Here is a 17,928-nt window from a genome sequence, read left to right as displayed (position 1 = left end):
CGCTACGGTTTCGCCGTGGTGGCTGCGGGCGCGCCGCCTTGCGCCTGGATGTACGCCACCAGTGCGGAGAGCTCCTGCTCGCTGAGGTCGAAGCTCGGCATGATCGGCGCGAAGCCTTTCACCACGCGTGCCTTCGGGTCGCGAATGAATGCCCGCAGGTAGGCCTCGTCGACATGCGCGGTGCTGCCGTCGGCCATGGTTTCGGTCTTGCCGTACAGGCCCTTCCACGTGGGGCCGACGCCGGGGCTGCCGTCCACGCTGTGGCATGCGACGCAGCCCTTGGCCTGCGCCAGCGTCCTGCCCTGCTCGGCCAACGCCTGCGACGGGCCGCCGGCCGATGCCGAAGCGGCCTGGGCCTTGGCTTTCTGGCGTTGCTCGAAGGTGGTCTGCTGTGCCAGCCAGCGGGCGAACGCGGCCTCGTCTTCCACCACGACCACGCCGCGCATGTTGGCGTGGCCGATGCCGCAGAGCTGCGCGCACAGGATGTCGTATCGCCCCGCCTTGGTCGGCGTGAACCAGAAGGTGGTGACCATGCCGGGCACCATGTTCATGCGCGCACGAAATGGCGGCACATAGAAGTCGTGCAGCACATCGCGCGAGCGTGCCAGTACCTGGATCGGGCGGTTGATCGGCAGGTGCAGCTCCGGCGTGTCGATCAGGTAGTTGTCGCGGCCGTTCGGGTCAGCCGGGTTCATGCCGAACGGGTTGTCGTTCGTCATGTAGCGCACGTCGGTCGTGCCGAGCTTGCCGCCGGGGCCGGCAAAGCGGAAGCGCCATTGCCACTGCTGGCCGAGCACCTCCATCTGCAGCGCGTTGGGCGGCGGGCGGACGTAATCGGCATAGACGAAGAGGCCCGGCGCGAGCAGTGCGGCCACGCCCACGGTGGTGACGCCGATCAGCCACCATTCCAGGCGCCTGTTGTGCGGTTCGTAACTGGCGCGGTGGCCGTCCTTGTGCCGGTAGCGCAGCAGCGCGGCCACCACGAAAAGGTTGATGGCGACAAACAGCACGCCGGTGATGACGATGGTGATCGTCAGCGTGTCGTCCATGCGGCCCCAGTTGGACGCGACTGGCGTGATCCACCAGGGGCTGGCAACGTGAAACCCCACCGCCAGCACGACGATCAGAACGAGCGCAATCGCAAGGGCCATGGGCACCTCCCGCGCAGGGACTCCTTCGACCCTAGGCTAGTTCGCGCACCGGGTTCGTGCAAGGCAACGTAAGGACGAGGCGCACCGGGCATGCGGATCGCCTCGATGCGCGCGCAGCCTGTTGCGCTGCAATGCAAAACGGCCGCCTTCGGCACACGTTGCCGCAGGCGGCCGTCTCCTGGTGGTGCCGCTCGACTTGCGGCGCCGCAGGAAAAATGCGGTGCGTCAGCGCATCGTTTCCTGCCCGCGCCGTTCCAGCATGCCGTACGCGATGGCGGCGACCACGCCAAAGAGCAGGTTCGCCAGCAGCGGCCCCGACCCGCGCTCCGACACGAACCACGGGAAGACCGCCGTCATGCCGTAGAAATTCACCACGTACGCGACGATCCCGAACGCCACCCCGATGACCGCGAGCATGCCCGGGCTCGAATCGAAGTGGAACGGCGCGATGATGGCCGCCAGCATCATCCCCATGAGGGCGCCGAGCACGAAGTGCAGCACGAGCGCCACGCCGACGATGCTGAAGCTGAACAGCGCCATGTCTTCCAGCGCCCCGCGGCCCATCACCATGGCCGCGATCTTGTGTGTCGGGCGCCACGGGCTTTCATTGAGCACCATGGTCGACCAGAAGAACTCCAGCACGATGACGAGTGCGCCGCCCACGATCCCTGCCGCGCTCGCGGCGAGCCAGTCGGGCATGCGGCGCTCCCAATGATGCGATTGCATGTGCAGTTCCATACGAACCTCCTGCGGTGTATCAACGTCAGCACTTATGGATCGCACGCGCCACTTTGCGTGCAAGTGCAAATCGTATGGAATTCAGAATGGCAGATACGGGTGCCAACGCAAGGTACAAAAACCCTGCGCATCGCAGAGCACCACGGCGTTCTGCTCGAACGTCAGCATCAGCGTGTCGGCGACGGCGGGGTCGTCGATGAACAGCAGCAGGCTCGGCTCCGGCGCCCATGCGTGCGCGGGCATGTCGTCCGGCGGGCCGCCCTCGCCGGGCAGCCAGGCCATGCCGCGTGCGATCACCCAGGCGAGCAGTTCGGCCTGGCGGGCGGTGTTTTCCTCGGCGGACACCGGGCGCGAGAACGGCTGGTGCGCCGTCACGAACACCGCCCACGGCGCGTCGGCCTGCGCGAGCAGCCCCGCAACGCACGGGTTGACGGCATCCAGGCGCAGCAGCACGTCGCCTTGGGGCCCGCGCACGCGATAGCGCGCACGCTGGTAGGCGGCAATGAGTTCAGGCGTGGGTGTGGGTGGAGACCGATGCATTGTTGTGCCGCGCGAACACGGCCATCTGATCTGGCGCAACGAAAGAGGGCTGCCGATGTCACAGAATAGCCTGGGGGCGGACGCTGCTCCAGCGCCGTTCCGACAACCACTCTCCTGCGAGGCTTGAACCATGTACAAGAAGATCCTGGTCGCCGTTGATGGCAGCGACACGAGCAAGCTGGCCCTGGCCGAAGCCATCCGCCTGGCCAAGGCGTTCCAGAGCACCGTGCGCGCCGTCTACATCGTCGACAGCCCGGCGATGCTGTTCGACGTCGGCTATTACGACCCGACGGAGCTGCGCAAGTCGTTCATCGAAGCCGGCACGCTGCTGTTGAAGGAGACCGCGGACGCGCTGGCCGCGGCGGGCCTCGCAAACGAAACCACGCTGGTGGAAACCGAAGGCGTGGGCGAGGATGTGGCCGGTGCCCTGCAGCGCGAAGCCCTGCAGAGCGGCGCCGATGTGGTGGTGATGGGCACGCACGGCCGCCGCGGCCTGGCGCACGCCATGCTGGGCAGCGTGGCCGAAAAGTTCGTCCGCCTGGCGACCACGCCGGTGCTGCTGGTGCGCGGTCCGGCCAAGGGCTGAGCAGCGGTGGTTGCGCGCGCAGGCCGGGTTTGCCCCTGCGCGTGACGGATATCATGTGGGCATCTCGGGTCGCGGGCTGGCAGGCTCGCGGCTTGTTTGCCACAACAGTCTCCGTCGCCACCGCCATGAACGCCAATCCGGACGCCCAGTCACGTCCCCCCATCCGCGCCATCCGGGCGCTCACCGCTCTCGAGGGCCGCGTGCTCGGCGTCCTGGTCGAGAAGCAGCACACGGTGCCCGACACCTATCCGCTCACACTCAACGCGCTGGTTGCCGGCTGCAACCAGAAGACCGCACGCGCGCCGGTGATGAACGTTACTGAAGCGGAAATCCTCACCGCCATCGACGGATTGAAATCGCTGAGCCTCGTGATGGAAGGCAGCAGCAGCCGCGTGCCGCGCTTCGAGCACAACATGGGCCGCGTGCTCGGCGTGCCGAGCCAGTCCGTGGCGCTTCTCACCGCGCTGCTGTTGCGCGGTCCGCAAACGGCCGCCGAGCTGCGCCTGAACGCCGCGCGGTTGCACGCGTTTGCAGACATCTCGTCCGTTGAAGCGTTTCTGGAAGAACTGGCCGAGAACGACCCGCCTTACGTCGTGAAGCTGCCGCGCGCGGCCGGCGAGCGAGAAAGCCGCTGGACGCACCGGCTCTGCGGTGAAGTGGCCCTGAGCGACGTGCGGCCGCGTGATGCGGATGCGCCCGACGAAGCCATTCCGCCTTCCGAATTCGAAGCCCTGAAGGCCGAGCACAAGCAGTTGGCCGACAAGGTGGCAAGGCTTCAGGCGCTGGTCGAGCAGATGGCCGGCGAGCTCGGCATCCCGGTCGACAAGTCCGTGCTGTAAACGCGGCCGGCCTCAGCAGCGAAGACGGCCGCATCGTCATCCGCCTACGCGCCCGGCGACACGAACAGCGTGCAGGCGCCTTCCTCGGCGGCAGACACATTGCGGCGGAAGCCCGAGAACAGGTCGCGCCCGACGCCCGCGTGATAGTGCGAAAGATCCGGCGTGCTGACCTTGCGGGCGTTCCACTCCGCCTCCGGTACGCGCACGGACAGCGTGCCCGCCTCAGCATCCAGCACGACGATGTCGCCATCGCGCACGCGCGCCAGCGGCCCGCCGTTGAGCGCTTCCGGCGTGACGTGGATCGCCGCCGGCACCTTGCCCGATGCCCCCGACATGCGGCCGTCCGTCACGAGCGCCACCTTGAAGCCGCGCTCCTGCAGCACCGACAGCGTCGGCGTGAGCTTGTGGAGCTCGGGCATGCCGTTGGCGGCGGGGCCCTGGTACGGCAGCACGGCGACGAAGTCGCGCTCCAGCTCGCCGGCCTTGAAAGCGTCGATCAGGTCGTCCTGCGCATGGAAGACGCGCGCCGGGGCTTCCACGAAGCGATGCTCCGGCTTGACCGCCGACACCTTGATGACCGAGCGTCCGAGGTTGCCCTCGAGCACGCGCAGGCCGCCGTCCGGCGAGAACGGCTCGGCCACGCCGCGCACGATGTTCGTGTCGAGCGACGCAGCTATGCCGTCGCGCCACACCAGCTTGTCGCCTTCCAGGAAAGGCTCCTGGGTATGGCGGCGCAGGCCCTTGCCCATGATCGTCGTCACGTCCTCGTGCAGCAGGCCGGCGTCGAGCAGTTCGCGGATCACGATCGACAGGCCGCCGGCGGCCTGGAACTCGTTCACGTCGGCCTTGCCGTTCGGGTACACACGCGCCAGCAGCGGAATCACGCCCGACAGGTCGTTGAAGTCGTCCCACGTGAGCAGGATGCCCGCCGCACGCGCCATCGCGATCAGGTGCAGCGTGTGGTTGGTCGAGCCGCCCGTGGCCAGCAGGCCGACGATGCCGTTGACGAACGCGCGCTCGTCGAGCACATCGGCGATGGGCGTGTACTGGTTGCCGCTGTAGACGAGCTTGAGCACCTGGCGCGCGGCCTCGCGCGTGAGCGCCTCGCGCAGCGGCGTGCCCGGGTTGATGAAAGCGGTGCCCGGCAGGTGCAGGCCCATGATCTCCATCAGCATCTGGTTGGAGTTGGCCGTGCCGTAGAACGTGCAGGTGCCGGGGCCGTGGTACGACTTCGATTCGGCTTCGAGCAGGTCGGCGCGCGAGAGCTTGCCTTCGGCGTAGAGCTGGCGCGTGCGGGCCTTCTCGTCGTTGCTGATGCCGGTGGTCATGGGGCCGGCCGGCACGAACACGGCCGGCAGGTGGCCGAACGACAGCGCCCCGATCACCAGCCCCGGCACGATCTTGTCGCACACGCCGAGGTACAGCGCCGCGTCGAACATCTGGTGCGACAGCGCCACGGCCGTCGACAGCGCAATGGTGTCGCGCGAGAAGAGCGACAGCTCCATGCCGTCCTGCCCCTGCGTCACGCCATCGCACATGGCCGGCACGCCGCCGGCAAACTGCGCGGTGCCGCCGGCTTCGAGCGCAGCCTGCTTGATCCACGCCGGAAATGCCTCCAGCGGCTGGTGGGCCGAGAGCATGTCGTTGTACGCCGACACGATGCCGATGTTCGGCCGCTCCAGTGCCTTGAGCCGGATCTTGGTCTCGCCCTCCATGGCCGCGAAGCCGTGGGCGAGGTTCGTGCACGAGAGCAGCGTGCGCTCGACCTTGCGGCCGGCGTTCTTGCGGGTGACGTCCAGATAGGCTTGGCGCGGGCCGCGGCTGCGGTCGATGATGCGCTGGGTGACGTCGGCCACGACGTCATGCAGGCGGTGCTGGGCCATGCGGGTTCTCCAGGAAGTGGGGTCCGGGGTGGGAGGTGTGCTGTAATTTTCCTACAAACACGCCCGTTGTGGGACAGGGTTTTCCACAAGGATGCGTCGTCTCGCAACGGCGTGCACGCGAATTGCGTGCCAGAAGGCGCGCCAGGAGCCACGATCCGCGTCGCAAGTCGGGCAGGAAACCCCTGCTCGGGCAGCGTTGCAGCACCTTGCTCGCGATGTAGTAATACTACAAAATGAGGCCAAAACAGGTGCTGGCCGGACCTGTCGTCCAATCGAGCGGGCGCGCGTTGCCCTGAGCCGGGCCTCTGGGCCGCAACGACGCCATGCGAGCTCAATGCCCCCTGGCGCATGCCCGTTTCATTGGATGACAGGCTCCAGTCAGCTAGGCTAGCCTAATCGATGGCTCACACACAGGAGATGACGATGTCGGTGCCCGCATTCGACATGGTGTTGTTTGGCGGTACGGGCGATCTGGCCCGCCGCAAGCTGATCCCGGCCTTGTTCGATGCGCACCAGGGCGGCGAACTGCACCCGCGCGGGCGCATCTTCGCCATCGGCACGCAGCCGCTGGAAACCGCCGGTTATCTCGCGCTGCTGGAGCGCGAGACGCGCCCGACCATGCGTCTGTACTCCGGCGCGCCGGTCTCCGATGACGCGTGGGCCTCGTTTGCCGAGCGCATCGTCTACCAGCAGGTCGATGCCCGCAAACCCGAGCAGTTCGATGCGCTGGCCGCCGCCCTCGGCGAAGACCGCGCCCCCGTGACGGTGTGCTACCTCGCCACCGCACCGGGCATCTTTGTCGACATCTGCAAGCAACTGGCCCGTGTCGGGCTGAACACGCCGAACGTGCGCCTCGTGCTGGAAAAGCCGCTGGGCACGGACCTCGCCTCCAACGAGCGCATCAACTCCGCCGTGGCGGAGTACTTTGCCGAAGACCAGATCTACCGCATCGACCACTACCTCGGGAAGGAGTCGGTGCAGAACCTGATGGCGATCCGCTTCGGCAACGCGCTGTTCGAGCCGCTGTGGCGCCGCGAGTGGATCAAGGACGTACAGATCACCATCGCAGAGCAGCTCGGCGTGGAAAAGCGCGGCGATTTCTACGACGGCGTCGGCGCGCTGCGGGACATGGTGCAGAACCACCTGCTGCAGCTGCTGTGCATCGTGGCCATGGAGCCGCCGTCGAGCCTGTCGCAGGACGCCATCCGCGACGAGAAGCTGAAGATCCTCAAGGCGCTCAAGCCGATCCCGCTGCAGGAGGTGCCCGACAAGACCGTGCGCGGGCAGTACCAGGAGGGCGCCATCGCGGGCCAGCCGGTGCAGGGCTATCTGCAGGAGCAGGGCATTCCGCCGGACAGCCGCACCGAGACCTTCGTCGCCATCAAGGCCGAGATTGCCAACTGGCGCTGGGCCGGCGTGCCGTTCTACCTGCGCACCGGCAAGCGCATGCCGCAGCGGCTGGCGGAGATCGTGGTGCGCTTCCATGACGTGCCACACGCGCTGTTCCCGAAGCCGCTGATCCAGTTTCCGGAGAACAGGCTCGTCATCCGACTGCAGCCGGAAGAGAGCATCCGCCTGCAGTTCCTGACCAAGACACCGGGCGCGGCGCTGGGCCTGCAGCCGTCCACGCTCGATCTGGATTTCACCGACCACGGCGGCGTGCGCCATGCCGGCGCGTATGAGCGCCTGCTGATGGATGCGGTCAACGGCAAGCTTGGCCTGTTCGTACGCCGCGATGAGCAGGCCGAAGCGTGGCGCTGGGTCGAGCCCATCATCGAAGCGTGGAACGAGGCACGTACGCCGCCCAAGGGGTATACGGCAGGCAGCTGGGGCCCCGCGGCATCGAGCGCCTTGCTCTCGCGCGACAACGCCGCCTGGCACGAGGAGATGTAATGGCAACCCGCTGGCACGCAGCCACCGACGCGGCGGCGCAGGTTCAGGCGCTCGCCACATCCATCGCCAGTACGCTCGCGCATGTGATCGAAGACCAGGGCACCGCGTGCCTGGCGGTGTCGGGCGGGCGATCGCCGATTGCCCTGTTTGCGGCGTTGCGCGTGCTGCCCCTGCGCTGGGCCGATGTGTCGATCACGCTCGTCGACGAACGCGCGGTGCCGCCTGACCATGCCGACAGCAACGCGCGCCTGGTCCGCGAACACCTGCTGCAGGACGCAGCCGCCGCGGCGCGATTCTTTCCGCTTGTGCTGCCGCTGCATGTGCATGGCGGCTCGGTGGACGTCGATGCCTGCGTCGCTACGGCCAACGCGCCGTTCCAGCAGCCCGACGTCGTGATCCTCGGCATGGGCGACGACGGGCACACGGCCTCGTTGTTTCCCGATGCGCCCGAGTTGCCGGACGGCGTGGACCGCACGAAGCCGCCCGGCTACCTGCCCGTGCGGCCGGGCACCGCACCGCACCGGCGCATCAGCCTCAACCTCTCGGCGCTGTGCGCGGCGCGGCGGCTGTTCCTGTCGATCGCGGGGCCGGTCAAGCGCGCGGTGTTCGACACGGCGGCGCAGGACGTGGCACAGCCCGCGCTACCGGTGAGTTATGTCATTCATCAGCGGGAGGTACCGCTCGATGTCTATTGGACTGCATGAAGTGAGCGCGGGCACCGTGGCCGATGTGACGGCCTATCCGCGCCTGGTGGCCGACGTGGGCGGCACCAACGTGCGTTTTGCACTCGAGATGGCGCCCATGCGCCTTGCGCACATCGGCGTCCTCGCCGGCGACGATTACCCCTCGCTCGAGGCGGCCATGCGGGCGTACCTGGCATCGCTGCCGCCCGAGATTGCCGCAGCGGGTGTGCGCCACGCGGCCATCGGCATCGCCAACCCGGTGCTCGGCGACCAGATCCGCATGACCAACCGCGACTGGGCCTTCTCCATCGAAGCCATGCGGCAGTCGCTGGGCTTCGACACCTTCGTCGTGCTGAACGACTTTGCGGCGCTGGCCCATGCGCTGCCGTTCCTGCCCGCCGAAGAGCTGGAGCAGGTGGGCGGCGGCGCAAGCGTGGCCGATGCACCGCGCGCGCTGCTCGGCGCGGGCACGGGCCTGGGCGTGGCATCGCTGCTGCCGACGGCGGACGGCCGCTACATCGCCGTGGCAGGCGAAGGCGGGCATGTCGCGTTTCCGCCCATGAACGACGAGGAGGTCGCCATCTGGCGCTTCGCGCGCGAGCGCTTCGGGCATGTCTCGGCGGAACGGTTGATTTCGGGGATGGGCCTGGAGCTGATCTACGAAGCGCTGGGCGTGTGCTTCGACCTGTGGCAGCAGGGCCCCGCCGTGCGCCGCGCCGCCGACATCACCGCCATCGCCCTGGGCGAGATGGAAGATGCCGCCGGCGACCACGCGCGCTGCCGCTATGCCGTCGACACGTTCTGCGCGTTCCTTGGCACCATCGCGGCCAACCTGGCTGTCACACTGGGCGCGCGGGGCGGCGTGTATATCGGCGGCGGCATCGTGCCGCGCCTCGGGCCGGCCTTTGCCAATTCGCCCTTCCGGCGGCGCTTTGAAGACAAGGGGCGCTTTTCAGCGTACGTGGCGGCGATGCCGGTGTATGTCATCCACTCGCCGTATCCCGGCCTCATCGGCCTGTGCGCGGCGATGGACCACGCCGTGGCGCAGGGCCACTGACGCCGCGCTATTCCGGCAGCGGATGCCGGGGCGGGACGGCGTTGCCCTTGCGCAGCGCCACCTCGACCACCAGCGCATCGAGCAGCGCAAGGTGCAGCAGCCGCGCCACCATGGAGCGGTCGGTCACGGCATCGTCCACGTCTGCGGGCAGCACCACATCGGCCAGGGCGGCCAGCGGGCTGCCCGGCGCCGTGACGGCAATCACCTGCACACCGAGCTCGCGCACGCGTTCCACTGCCGTCTGCAGCTCGGGCAGCGTGCCGGACTTGGAAATGGCGATCACCACGTCGCCGGCCTGCAGCACGTTCAACGACATCGACACCAGATACGGATCGCTATATGCGTTGGCCGCGATGCCGTAGCGGAAGAACTTGGTCTGCGCGTCGGCAGCGACGACGCCGGAGCTGCCGAAGCCATACAGGTCGATGCGCTGCGCACCGGCGACCAGCGCGACGGCGGCGTCGAGCGCGCGCGCATCGAAACGATCCTGCAACGCGGTGAGCGCGTCGATGGTGTTCTGCAATACGCGCGTGCCGGACGGCGCGGCTGCATGTGCGGCGCGTGCGGCACGGGCGGGCGCCTGGGCCGTGCCTGTGTGGCGTGCGGCCTCGGGGCCGACGTTGCCTTGTGCCAGCCGCAGCTTGAAGTCGGACAGCCCGTGGCAGCCCATCGAGCGGCAGAAGCGGATCACCGTGGGCTGGCTGACGCCGGCCTCGCGCGCAATGGCGGCCACCGGCAGGCTGAGCACCGTGCCCGCTTGGCGCAGCACCCAGTCGGCCACCTGGCGCTCGGCCGGAGACAGCGACGGGCGTGCCGCGCGGATGCGTGCGCGCAGGTCGGTGACGGGTTCGGTGGCGTCGGAGGGCGTGGCTTGCTGGGCGCTCATGTGCGCACGATGTTCGTGACAGGGATCGCGTCACGATAAAGGCAAGGCGTCTGCGGTGCAACCGCGTCATCCAGCGCGCTCCGGCTGCGCCGCGGCGATCGCGCGCGAGGCCGCCGGCCGGGACGTTCGGCCCATGCGGGCATGTGTGACAGCCGTGTCCGGCCAGCATGTCGGCACGCCATGCCGGCAGCGCCGCACAGCCCACCTGCGGGACAGTTCTACAATGAGCCTTTCCCGGCCCCTTATTTCTTCTGCCATGCGGGTGCTTCTCGTAGAAGACGACGACATGATCGGCGAAAGCGTGCGCAAGGGTTTGCGCCACGACGGCTTTGCGATCGATTGGGTGCGCGACGGCGAGGCCGCCGTGCAGGCCGTGACGGCGCCCGGTGCCCACGCCGCGGAGCCAGGCGGCTCCATGTTCGACCTCATGCTGCTCGACCTCGGCCTGCCCAAGCGCGACGGACTGGAGGTGGTGCGCGAGGTCCGTCAGCGCGGCATTGCCATCCCCATCCTGATCCTGACCGCGCGCGATGCCGTGGCAGACCGCGTGGCGGGCCTGAACGCCGGCGCCGATGATTACCTCGTCAAGCCGTTCGACCTCCAGGAGCTTGCCGCGCGCATGCATGCGCTGCTGCGCCGCCAGGGCGGCCGTGCCGATCCGCTCCTGCGCCATGGCGAAGTGCTGCTCAACCCCGTGACGCGCGAGGTGCTGCGCGCCGGGATTCCGGTCAAGCTGTCGGGGCGTGAGTTTGCCGTGCTGCATGCGCTGCTTGCGCGGCCCGGCAAGGTGTGGTCGATCGCGCAGCTGCAGGACAACCTGTACGGCTGGGACGAAGAAGTCGGCAGCAACACGGTCGAGGTCTACATCCACGCGCTGCGCAAGAAGCTTGGCAGCCACTTCATCCAGAACATCCGCGGCGTGGGGTATGTGATCCCGCGCGAGACGCCCACGCCGCCCGCGGAACCTGCCACCGGCGCAGACGCCCAATAGCCCATGCAATCGATCCGAAAAACGCTGCTGTGGTGGCTGGCCGGCGGGCTGCTCGCCGGCATCGTCATTGCCACGGGGCTCATCTATGCGCAGGCGCGCCAGGAGGCCAACGCGCTGTTCGACTACCAGATGCAGCAGGTGGCCGCCGCGTTGCCCAGCCAGTGGATCGACCCGCCCCCGCCCGCGCTGGCGGGCATCGCGCGCGATGACGACGTCGTCATCCGCATCTGGGACGGCTCGGGCCGCAGCCTGTATCTGTCGCATGCGAGGCCGGATCTGCCGGAGCGCGCGGAGCTCGGTTTTTCCGATGTGAACACGCCAGAGGGTGCCTGGCGCGTGTATAGCGTCGCGTTCGGGCCTGCCGTGGTGCAGATCGCGCAGCCCTACAGCGCGCGGCACGAGGTGGCGGCGCGCATGGCGCTGCGGACAGTCGCCCCGCTGCTGATCCTCTTGCCGCTGCTCGCCTGGATCGTATGGCTGGCGGTGGGGCGGGGGCTCGCGCCGCTGGGGACAGTCGCCCAGCAAGTGCAGACGCGCGATGCGGCAGCGCTGTCGCCGCTGCCCACGCATGGGCTGCCTGCCGAGATTCGCCCGCTCACCAACGCGCTGAATGACCTGCTGGTGCGGCTCGGGACAGCGCTCGCGCATCAGCGCGCGTTCGTCGCCGATGCGGCGCATGCGCTGCGCACGCCGCTGGCCGCGCTCAAGCTGCAGCTGCAGGTGGCCGACCGCGCGCAGGACGAGGACGAACGCCGCGCGGCGCACGCCGATCTGCATCGCGGTGTGGAGCGCATGATCCGCCTCGTCGGCCAGCTGCTGACGCTGGCGCGGCAGGAGCCTGGCGCCGCCGATACGCAGCGTGCGCCGGTTGCGATCGATGCGGTGGCGGCCGACGTGGTGGGCGAGCTCTCGGCAACGGCGGTGCAGAAGGGCATCGACCTGGGCATCGCCGTGGAGTCGCAGCCCGCGTCGGTGATCGGCAATGCCGATGCGCTGCGCGTGCTGCTTGTGAATCTCGTCGACAACGCGCTGTGCTATTGCCCACGCGGCGCGCGCGTCGACGTGATCACCGGCCATGCACCCGACGGCGGCGCGCAGCTCGTGGTGGAAGACAACGGCCCCGGCATTCCCGCCGAAGAGCGCGAGCGCGTGCTGGACCGCTTCTACCGCCCCACGCAGGCGCCCACGGGCGGCAGCGGCCTGGGGCTCGCGATCGTGCGCGAGATCGCCCAGGCGCACGACGCCACGCTGGCCCTGGAGGAGCGCGAGGGAGGCGGCCTGCGTGTCGTGCTGCGCTTTCCGTTTCAGGCGCGTGCATAGCCAGGCGGGCGGCATGTGACGCCAGGTGCCGCCCCCGCGTTTAAGTCTCGTTTAAGTCTGGCCGCCTACGATGCCTGCAACCGATGGGCACCGCAGGCGAGTCCGCCCGCCGTGGCCCTCGCACCAGCAAGAGAGGACAAGACAATGACACGTCAAACCCTGGCACGCAGCGCGGCCGGCCTGGCCGCCGTGGTCGCCGTTGCAGGCGGTTATGCGTATCTGCAGAAAGACATGATCACGCGCGCCGTGGCCGCTCCCGTGGCCGCGGTGACAGCCCCCGCCGCTGCAACGGCCCCGGTGGCCGTGCCGGCGCCGATGGACTTTTCCGGCATCGTCGAGCGCTATGGCCCCGCGGTGGTCAACATCAGCACCACCGCGCATGCGCAGCGCACCAGCATGCAGGGGCTGCCGCCCGGCATGAGCCCCGATGATCCGTTCGCCGAATTCTTCAAGCGTTTCATGCCGCAGATGCCGCAGCAGCGCGGTGACCAGATCGTGCGCGGCCTGGGCTCGGGCTTCATCGTCTCGGCCGATGGGCTGATCCTCACCAACGCCCACGTGGTGGATGGCGCGCAAGAAGTGAACGTCAAGCTGACGGACCGCCGCGAATTCAAGGCCAAGGTGCTGGGCGTGGACAAGCAGTCCGACGTGGCCGTGCTGCGCATCTCGGCCAAGAACCTGCCGGTGGTGCAGATCGGCAACCCGGCCAACACCAAGGTCGGTGAGCCGGTGGTGGCGATCGGCTCGCCGTACGGCTTTGAGAACACCGTCACCGCTGGCATCGTGAGCGCCAAGTCGCGCTCGCTGCCCGACGACACCTATGTGCCGTTCATCCAGACCGATGTGGCCGTGAACCCCGGCAACTCGGGCGGCCCGCTGTTCAACCAGCGTGGCGAGGTCATCGGCATCAATTCGCAGATCTACAGCCAGACCGGCGGCTACCAGGGCCTGTCATTCGCCGTGCCGATCGACGTGGCGATGAAGGTGGAGCAGCAACTCGTCGCTACGGGCAAGGTCACGCGCGGGCGCCTGGGCATTGCGGTGCAGGAGGTCGACCAGTCGCTGGCCGATTCCTTCAGGCTGCCCAGGCCCGAGGGCGCGCTCGTCAACTCCGTGGAAGACGGCGGCCCCGCGGCCAAGGCCGGCCTGCAGCCCGGCGACGTCATCCTGCAGATCAACGGCGTGCACATCGATCGATCGGGCGATCTGCCGGAGCAGGTGGCCGACATCAAGCCGGGGACGACGGTACCGCTGCAGGTGATGCGTCAGGGCAAGCCAGTCACGTTGTCGGTGACCGTGGGCGCCGCCAAGGACGCGAAGGTGGCCTCCAGCGACAACGCTGCGCCCAACCAGGGCCGCCTTGGCCTGGCGGTGCGGCCGCTGCAGCCGGAAGAGAAGCGGCAGAGCGGTCTGGCCGGCGGCCTGGTCGTGATGGATGCGACGGGCCCCGCGGCCAAGGTCGGGATCCAGCCGGGCGACGTGATCCTGTCGCTCAACGGTACGCCGGTGTCGTCGGTGCAGGAGCTGCGCACGCTGGTGGATCGCGCCGGCAAGCATGTCGCATTGCTCGTGCAGCGTGACGACACGAAGATCTTCGTGCCGGTGGATCTGGGCTGATTCGGGGCCGATGGGGGCCCTGCCTCTCTCCTGAGCATGCACGTTGCGGCGCGCCCCGCCGAGGGGCCGCGCCGCTGTTTCATGGCGCCGCAGCGCAGCTCAGTGCGCCACGCACAGCCGCGCTGTCGCGCGGTCCAGTGCAATGCGATGCAGCGTGTCGAGCGACTGCTCCCGCGTGACGCGCTCGACTTCCTTTGCCACCTGCACCGGGCAATCCGCGCGGCCGCGTGCCGGGGCCGCGTCGCGCAGCGCTTGCAGGATGGATTTCTGCAAGCCGTCCAGCCTGGGCCGGATGACGTCGCGCAGGCTCTGCCGCTGCGCTTGGGGTGCGGCCCCGGCCCGGCGCCAGTCATTGAGCAGGGCGTACTGCACTTCCTTGTTGGCTTCGATCTGGTCGGCAAACACGCTCCCCACATCGGCGGGGGCCAGCCCGTATGCCGGCGCTTCGCCCGAGACATTGGCAATGACCTGCGCTTCGCGTGCCGCGTCATAGACGGGTTGGCCGCTGTCCCATTTGCTCAGGGCGACCTGGTCTGCGGTGACGAGTCGATCGGCCAGATGGCGGATCAGCGGCGCAAGCGCGCCTTCTTCGGCATGGGCGGGAAGGGCGCACGCGGCAGCCAACAACATGGCGCACGCGAGTCGGGCGGTTTTGGGAGCGTTGCAGTCGATCTTCATGCGGCTACCGGCCTGAGGGAGGAAGCGGCCATGATACCGAAGCAAGGACGGCCCGCGCGCTGCAACGTTGCGCCGGTGCCCGGCCCGCTTGCGTTTGCACGTGCCGTTGGCCACAAACCCAGGTATCATGCGGGCTACGCGCCGTGAGTGTCTGCAAAGCCAGCGGCGGCGCTAGCTTGAGCGTACGACGATGGATTTCGACCCCGATCTGGAAGGTTTGCCGCTGTTCGCCAAACCCGCATTCGGCTGGGAGGAACCGGTGTCGGCGCCGCCCACCGAAACACCCCCCGCCAAACCAAGTCGCCCGCGCCAATGGCGCGGCCCGATCACGCATTGGGAACGCGGCTATCGCTCCCACTACTACCGCGACAAGCGCGGCAAGAAGCTCGGTGAAATCCACCTCAGCCCGCGCGGTCAGCTGCCGCTGGTCTACCGCTGGCTGGCCGGCACGCTGTCTGGCATCGAGGGTTCGCTGTCGCATGCGCGCATGCGCGTGGAAGAAGCGATCGGGTTCGGGATGCGCCAGATGGCGCTGTTCTGAGTCGCTCACCGGGCACATTGGCGGGCACGGCCGATGCGTCGATGTTCGGGTTCACCAGCCAGGAGAACCCCCATGCCCACCATCGTCCGCATCTTCACAGACTCCGCCGCCGCCGAAGCGGCCCGCCTCGCCGTGCTGAGCACGGGCCTCGCACGCGACCGCGTGGCGCTGTCGCATCAGGCTGACGAGGCAGGCGCCTTGTGCGGCAACTTCCTCTGCGGCGACTACGAGCCCGGCGGCGAGATTGCCGAGACGTACGAGCGCAAGTTTCAGAACGTCGTGATCGGCGGGCGTTTCCTGCTGACCATCGAAGCCGAGCCTTCGGAGGTGGATGCCGCCGAAGCGGCGCTGCACTCCGCCGGCGGGCGCGCCGTCGACGACTTGGGCCCGGAGCGCTGAGAGCGGGGCGGCGGCGCCGGCGTGCAGCGATGGCACCGGACTGCCGCCAGCGCTGCGGCCGCTGCTACAAGGCCAGCAAATCCTCCGGCCGGCCGAGCAGCGGCGCCCCCGCGTGTTGCTGCAACGCGTCTGGCGCCGTGTATCCCCAGGCCACTCCCCGGAACGCGATGCCTGCGGCGCGCGCCGCATCGGCGTCGCGCATTTCGTCACCCACATACAGCACGTCTTCCGGGCGCACGCGTGTCGAGGCCGTGAGCGCCGCCAGCTTGCGCGCCTTGCCGAATACCGGGATGCCGCAGCTGTAGTGGTGGACCCACCGTGTTGCCGGCCCCAGCACGGCCCGCACGTTGTCCTCGGCGCTGGATGTGGCGATGGCCAGACGCACACCACGCCCTGCGAGTGCTGCGAGCGTGTCCGCGACGCCGTCGAACAGGCGGGTCTGGGCGATGATGCGCTCACGCATCTGCTGGCGCATCTCGAGGGTGATGGCGGGGGCCTTCCACAACGGCACATCCAGCAGGCGCATGACGTCGCGCGCCGATGCTCCGCGCGCCTGCGCCAGCCGTGCACCTTCGAGCCGGTGGAATCCGTGTTTCGCTGCTGCCGCATTCAGTGCATCGACGAACGCGTCGAAGGAATCGGCCAGTGTGCCGTCAAAGTCAAAGGCGATGAGTCCGTAGGGCATCCGTGCCGGCGTTGGAAAAGGCGGGGCGCCGATTGTAGCGGCCCAGGCATGCGCTGGGGCGACGGCGTCCGTTGCGCCTCAGCCGATCTAAAACTCGCGCGCTGCCGATCCCGTAGCATTGCGGTCCCCCGAACAACAACGAGAGCGCATGCCATGTCCAAGACCCAGTACTACGCCGCCAGCAGCCTCGACGGGTTCATCGCCACGCCCGACCACTCGCTCGATTGGCTGATGCAGTTCGGCTCGCTCGAGGGCACGAGCTACGACGGCTTCATCCGCGAGGTCGGCGCGTTGGCGATGGGCACCTCCACGTATGAATGGCTGCTGCGAGAGCTCGTCAAGCCGGGCACGGAGCACGCGCAGCCGTGGCCGTATGCGGCGCCGGCGTGGGTCTTCACGTCGCGCACGCTGCCGCGCGTGGGAGGCGCTGACATCCGCTTCGCACACGGCGATGTGGCGCCAGTCCATCGGGACATGCTGGCCGCCGCCAGCGGCCGCAACGTATGGATCGTCGGCGGCGGCGAGCTGGCCGGCCAGTTTCTCGATGCGGGGCTGCTTGACGAGCTGATCGTGCAGGTGATGCCGGTGGTGTTGGGTGGCGGCCTGCCGCTGCTGCCGCGCCGCATCGTCACGCCGCCGCTGAAGCTCACCTCGGCGCTGCCGTACAAGGACACGTTCGTCGAGATGCGGTACGAGGTGGTGCGGGCGTAACGCCAGGGTCCGGGCTGGTTCAGCCGGCAAGGTCATAGGGCCGGGTCATGATTTCCAGAAGGTGCCCGTCGGGATCGTCGAAATACAGGCCGCGCCCGCCGTGGTGCACGTATGTTTCATTGGCCCGGTGCTTGCCGGGGTCGGCCCAGTACGGCAGCCCTTGGGCCTGGATGGAGGCAAACGCGTGGTCGAACTCGGCGTCGCTCACGAGAAAGGCATAGTGCTGCATGGCGATCGGCGAGTCACTGTCGAAGAAGTCGAGCGACACGCCGTTCGATAGCGGGACGACCAGCATCTGCCCGAACGGAATCGGCTCGGGCAAGTCGAGGATGTCGCGCAGGAAGCGTGTGGAGCGCTCCTTGTTGCGGCACCAGACGATGGTGTGGTTGAGCTCGATGGGCATGTAGCCCCCGCAACGCTGTTCTGACACGATAGTCCATGCAGCCTGGCATGCAAGGCGGGGTGGGCACGGGGCACCCGCGTGGCCGCGTGCATTGGCCAAAAGGGCATCTGTCCGCACGTTGTGTTCGCGGCTAAGATGGCGGCGTTCCCCTACCTGCCGATGCCATGTCTTCCTTGCGCGCATTCTTCACGACCGCCTTCCGCTGGCAGCGCGGCCGCCAGGGCACGGGCTACGACAAGATGCTGCTGGCCACCGCGCTGTGGCCGCTCCCGTTCGACAGCTACCTGATCCGCTATCCGGACGGGGCGGAGATTCCCCCACATACCG

The 17,928-nt window shown here is 68.4% G+C and carries 19 protein-coding genes and 1 pseudogene; 12 read left to right on the top strand and 8 right to left on the bottom strand.

The features are described from left to right. Positions 1–2 precede the first annotated feature (2 nt). The 3 genes from A6M56_RS12830 to A6M56_RS12820 form a co-directional block, all read right to left on the bottom strand. Entirely contained in the window at positions 3–1,151 is a 1,149-nt protein-coding gene (locus tag A6M56_RS12830) for a c-type cytochrome (protein WP_045218923.1), read from the bottom strand. Between the two features lie 225 nt (positions 1,152–1,376). After that, complete coding sequence (locus A6M56_RS12825; protein ID WP_102079217.1) at positions 1,377–1,889, bottom strand: hypothetical protein; 513 nt, start codon at positions 1,887–1,889, stop codon at positions 1,377–1,379. 81 nt (positions 1,890–1,970) lie between these two features. Continuing rightward, complete coding sequence (locus tag A6M56_RS12820; RefSeq protein ID WP_045218919.1) at positions 1,971–2,429, bottom strand: DUF3293 domain-containing protein; 459 nt, start codon at positions 2,427–2,429, stop codon at positions 1,971–1,973. A gap of 130 nt (positions 2,430–2,559) precedes the next feature. Here A6M56_RS12820 and A6M56_RS12815 point away from each other — a divergent pair, with 130 nt between their 5' ends. Both A6M56_RS12815 and A6M56_RS12810 read left to right on the top strand, forming a co-directional pair. Next, on the top strand, positions 2,560–3,015 hold the full coding sequence (locus A6M56_RS12815) for a universal stress protein (protein WP_063393821.1): 456 nt from the start codon (positions 2,560–2,562) through the stop codon (positions 3,013–3,015). A gap of 125 nt (positions 3,016–3,140) precedes the next feature. Next, positions 3,141–3,854, top strand: a complete 714-nt coding sequence (locus A6M56_RS12810; protein WP_045218914.1) for a YceH family protein — start codon at positions 3,141–3,143, stop codon at positions 3,852–3,854. 44 nt (positions 3,855–3,898) lie between these two features. Here the strand turns inward: A6M56_RS12810 and edd are convergent, their stop codons facing one another. Beyond that, on the bottom strand, positions 3,899–5,737 hold the full coding sequence (edd, locus tag A6M56_RS12805; protein WP_045218912.1) for a phosphogluconate dehydratase: 1,839 nt from the start codon (positions 5,735–5,737) through the stop codon (positions 3,899–3,901). A gap of 423 nt (positions 5,738–6,160) precedes the next feature. Between edd and zwf the strand changes: the two genes are divergently transcribed. From zwf to A6M56_RS12790, 3 genes are read left to right on the top strand one after another with little or no spacing between them, the layout of a single operon-like run. Further along, positions 6,161–7,630, top strand: a complete 1,470-nt coding sequence (gene zwf / locus A6M56_RS12800) for a glucose-6-phosphate dehydrogenase (RefSeq protein WP_045218911.1) — start codon at positions 6,161–6,163, stop codon at positions 7,628–7,630. Next, complete coding sequence (gene pgl, locus A6M56_RS12795; protein ID WP_102079219.1) at positions 7,630–8,334, top strand: 6-phosphogluconolactonase; 705 nt, start codon at positions 7,630–7,632, stop codon at positions 8,332–8,334. The genes zwf and pgl overlap by 1 nt, the downstream gene beginning before the upstream one ends. Then, a complete protein-coding gene (locus A6M56_RS12790) occupies positions 8,315–9,370 on the top strand; it encodes a glucokinase (RefSeq protein WP_045218907.1) in 1,056 nt (351 codons plus the stop codon). The genes pgl and A6M56_RS12790 overlap by 20 nt, the downstream gene beginning before the upstream one ends. A gap of 7 nt (positions 9,371–9,377) precedes the next feature. Here the strand turns inward: A6M56_RS12790 and A6M56_RS12785 are convergent, their stop codons facing one another. Continuing rightward, positions 9,378–10,256 carry a MurR/RpiR family transcriptional regulator gene (locus A6M56_RS12785; RefSeq protein WP_045218905.1) on the bottom strand — a complete coding sequence of 293 codons (879 nt, stop codon included), beginning with the start codon at positions 10,254–10,256 and terminating at the stop codon, positions 9,378–9,380. A 256-nt stretch (positions 10,257–10,512) separates the two neighbouring features. On the opposite strand from A6M56_RS12785, the gene A6M56_RS12780 reads away from it, so the two are divergent. From A6M56_RS12780 to A6M56_RS12770, 3 genes are all read left to right on the top strand, one after another. Then, positions 10,513–11,247 carry a response regulator transcription factor gene (locus tag A6M56_RS12780; RefSeq protein ID WP_045218903.1) on the top strand — a complete coding sequence of 245 codons (735 nt, stop codon included), beginning with the start codon at positions 10,513–10,515 and terminating at the stop codon, positions 11,245–11,247. Positions 11,248–11,250: 3 nt separating this feature from the next. After that, positions 11,251–12,567, top strand: coding sequence for an ATP-binding protein (locus A6M56_RS12775; RefSeq protein ID WP_062738053.1), 1,317 nt, complete (start codon positions 11,251–11,253; stop codon positions 12,565–12,567). Between the two features lie 144 nt (positions 12,568–12,711). Continuing rightward, on the top strand, positions 12,712–14,184 hold the full coding sequence (locus tag A6M56_RS12770; RefSeq protein ID WP_045218900.1) for a DegQ family serine endoprotease: 1,473 nt from the start codon (positions 12,712–12,714) through the stop codon (positions 14,182–14,184). A gap of 99 nt (positions 14,185–14,283) precedes the next feature. Here A6M56_RS12770 and A6M56_RS12765 read toward each other — a convergent pair whose 3' ends face one another. Next, positions 14,284–14,862, bottom strand: coding sequence for a chorismate mutase (locus A6M56_RS12765; RefSeq protein ID WP_102079220.1), 579 nt, complete (start codon positions 14,860–14,862; stop codon positions 14,284–14,286). A 190-nt stretch (positions 14,863–15,052) separates the two neighbouring features. Between A6M56_RS12765 and A6M56_RS12760 the strand changes: the two genes are divergently transcribed. Next, positions 15,053–15,403: a hypothetical protein gene (locus A6M56_RS12760; protein ID WP_045218896.1), complete on the top strand. Its 351-nt coding sequence runs from the start codon at positions 15,053–15,055 to the stop codon at positions 15,401–15,403. Positions 15,404–15,475: 72 nt separating this feature from the next. Continuing rightward, the gene (locus A6M56_RS12755) at positions 15,476–15,802 is read left to right on the top strand and encodes a hypothetical protein (RefSeq protein ID WP_180964193.1); all 327 of its coding nucleotides are present in this window, start codon (positions 15,476–15,478) and stop codon (positions 15,800–15,802) included. A 64-nt stretch (positions 15,803–15,866) separates the two neighbouring features. On the opposite strand, the gene A6M56_RS12750 is transcribed toward A6M56_RS12755, so the two are convergent. Beyond that, positions 15,867–16,487, bottom strand: a complete 621-nt coding sequence (locus tag A6M56_RS12750) for an HAD hydrolase-like protein (protein ID WP_102079221.1) — start codon at positions 16,485–16,487, stop codon at positions 15,867–15,869. A gap of 153 nt (positions 16,488–16,640) precedes the next feature. Between A6M56_RS12750 and A6M56_RS12745 the strand changes: the two genes are divergently transcribed. After that, a complete protein-coding gene (locus A6M56_RS12745; RefSeq protein ID WP_102079222.1) occupies positions 16,641–17,198 on the top strand; it encodes a dihydrofolate reductase family protein in 558 nt (185 codons plus the stop codon). Between the two features lie 19 nt (positions 17,199–17,217). On the opposite strand, the gene A6M56_RS12740 is transcribed toward A6M56_RS12745, so the two are convergent. Further along, on the bottom strand, positions 17,218–17,601 hold the full coding sequence (locus A6M56_RS12740; protein ID WP_045218887.1) for a VOC family protein: 384 nt from the start codon (positions 17,599–17,601) through the stop codon (positions 17,218–17,220). A gap of 164 nt (positions 17,602–17,765) precedes the next feature. On the opposite strand from A6M56_RS12740, the pseudogene A6M56_RS12735 reads away from it, so the two are divergent. Next, positions 17,766–17,928: pseudogene (locus tag A6M56_RS12735) on the top strand (2OG-Fe(II) oxygenase); the annotation flags it as partial.

Origin of the sequence: Ralstonia sp. RL, assembly GCF_001683835.1 — a bacterium.
Taxonomy (GTDB): domain Bacteria; phylum Pseudomonadota; class Gammaproteobacteria; order Burkholderiales; family Burkholderiaceae; genus Ralstonia; species Ralstonia mannitolilytica.
The sequence above is the reverse complement of the archived record's forward strand: the minus strand, read 5'-3'. Positions and strand labels throughout refer to the sequence as shown.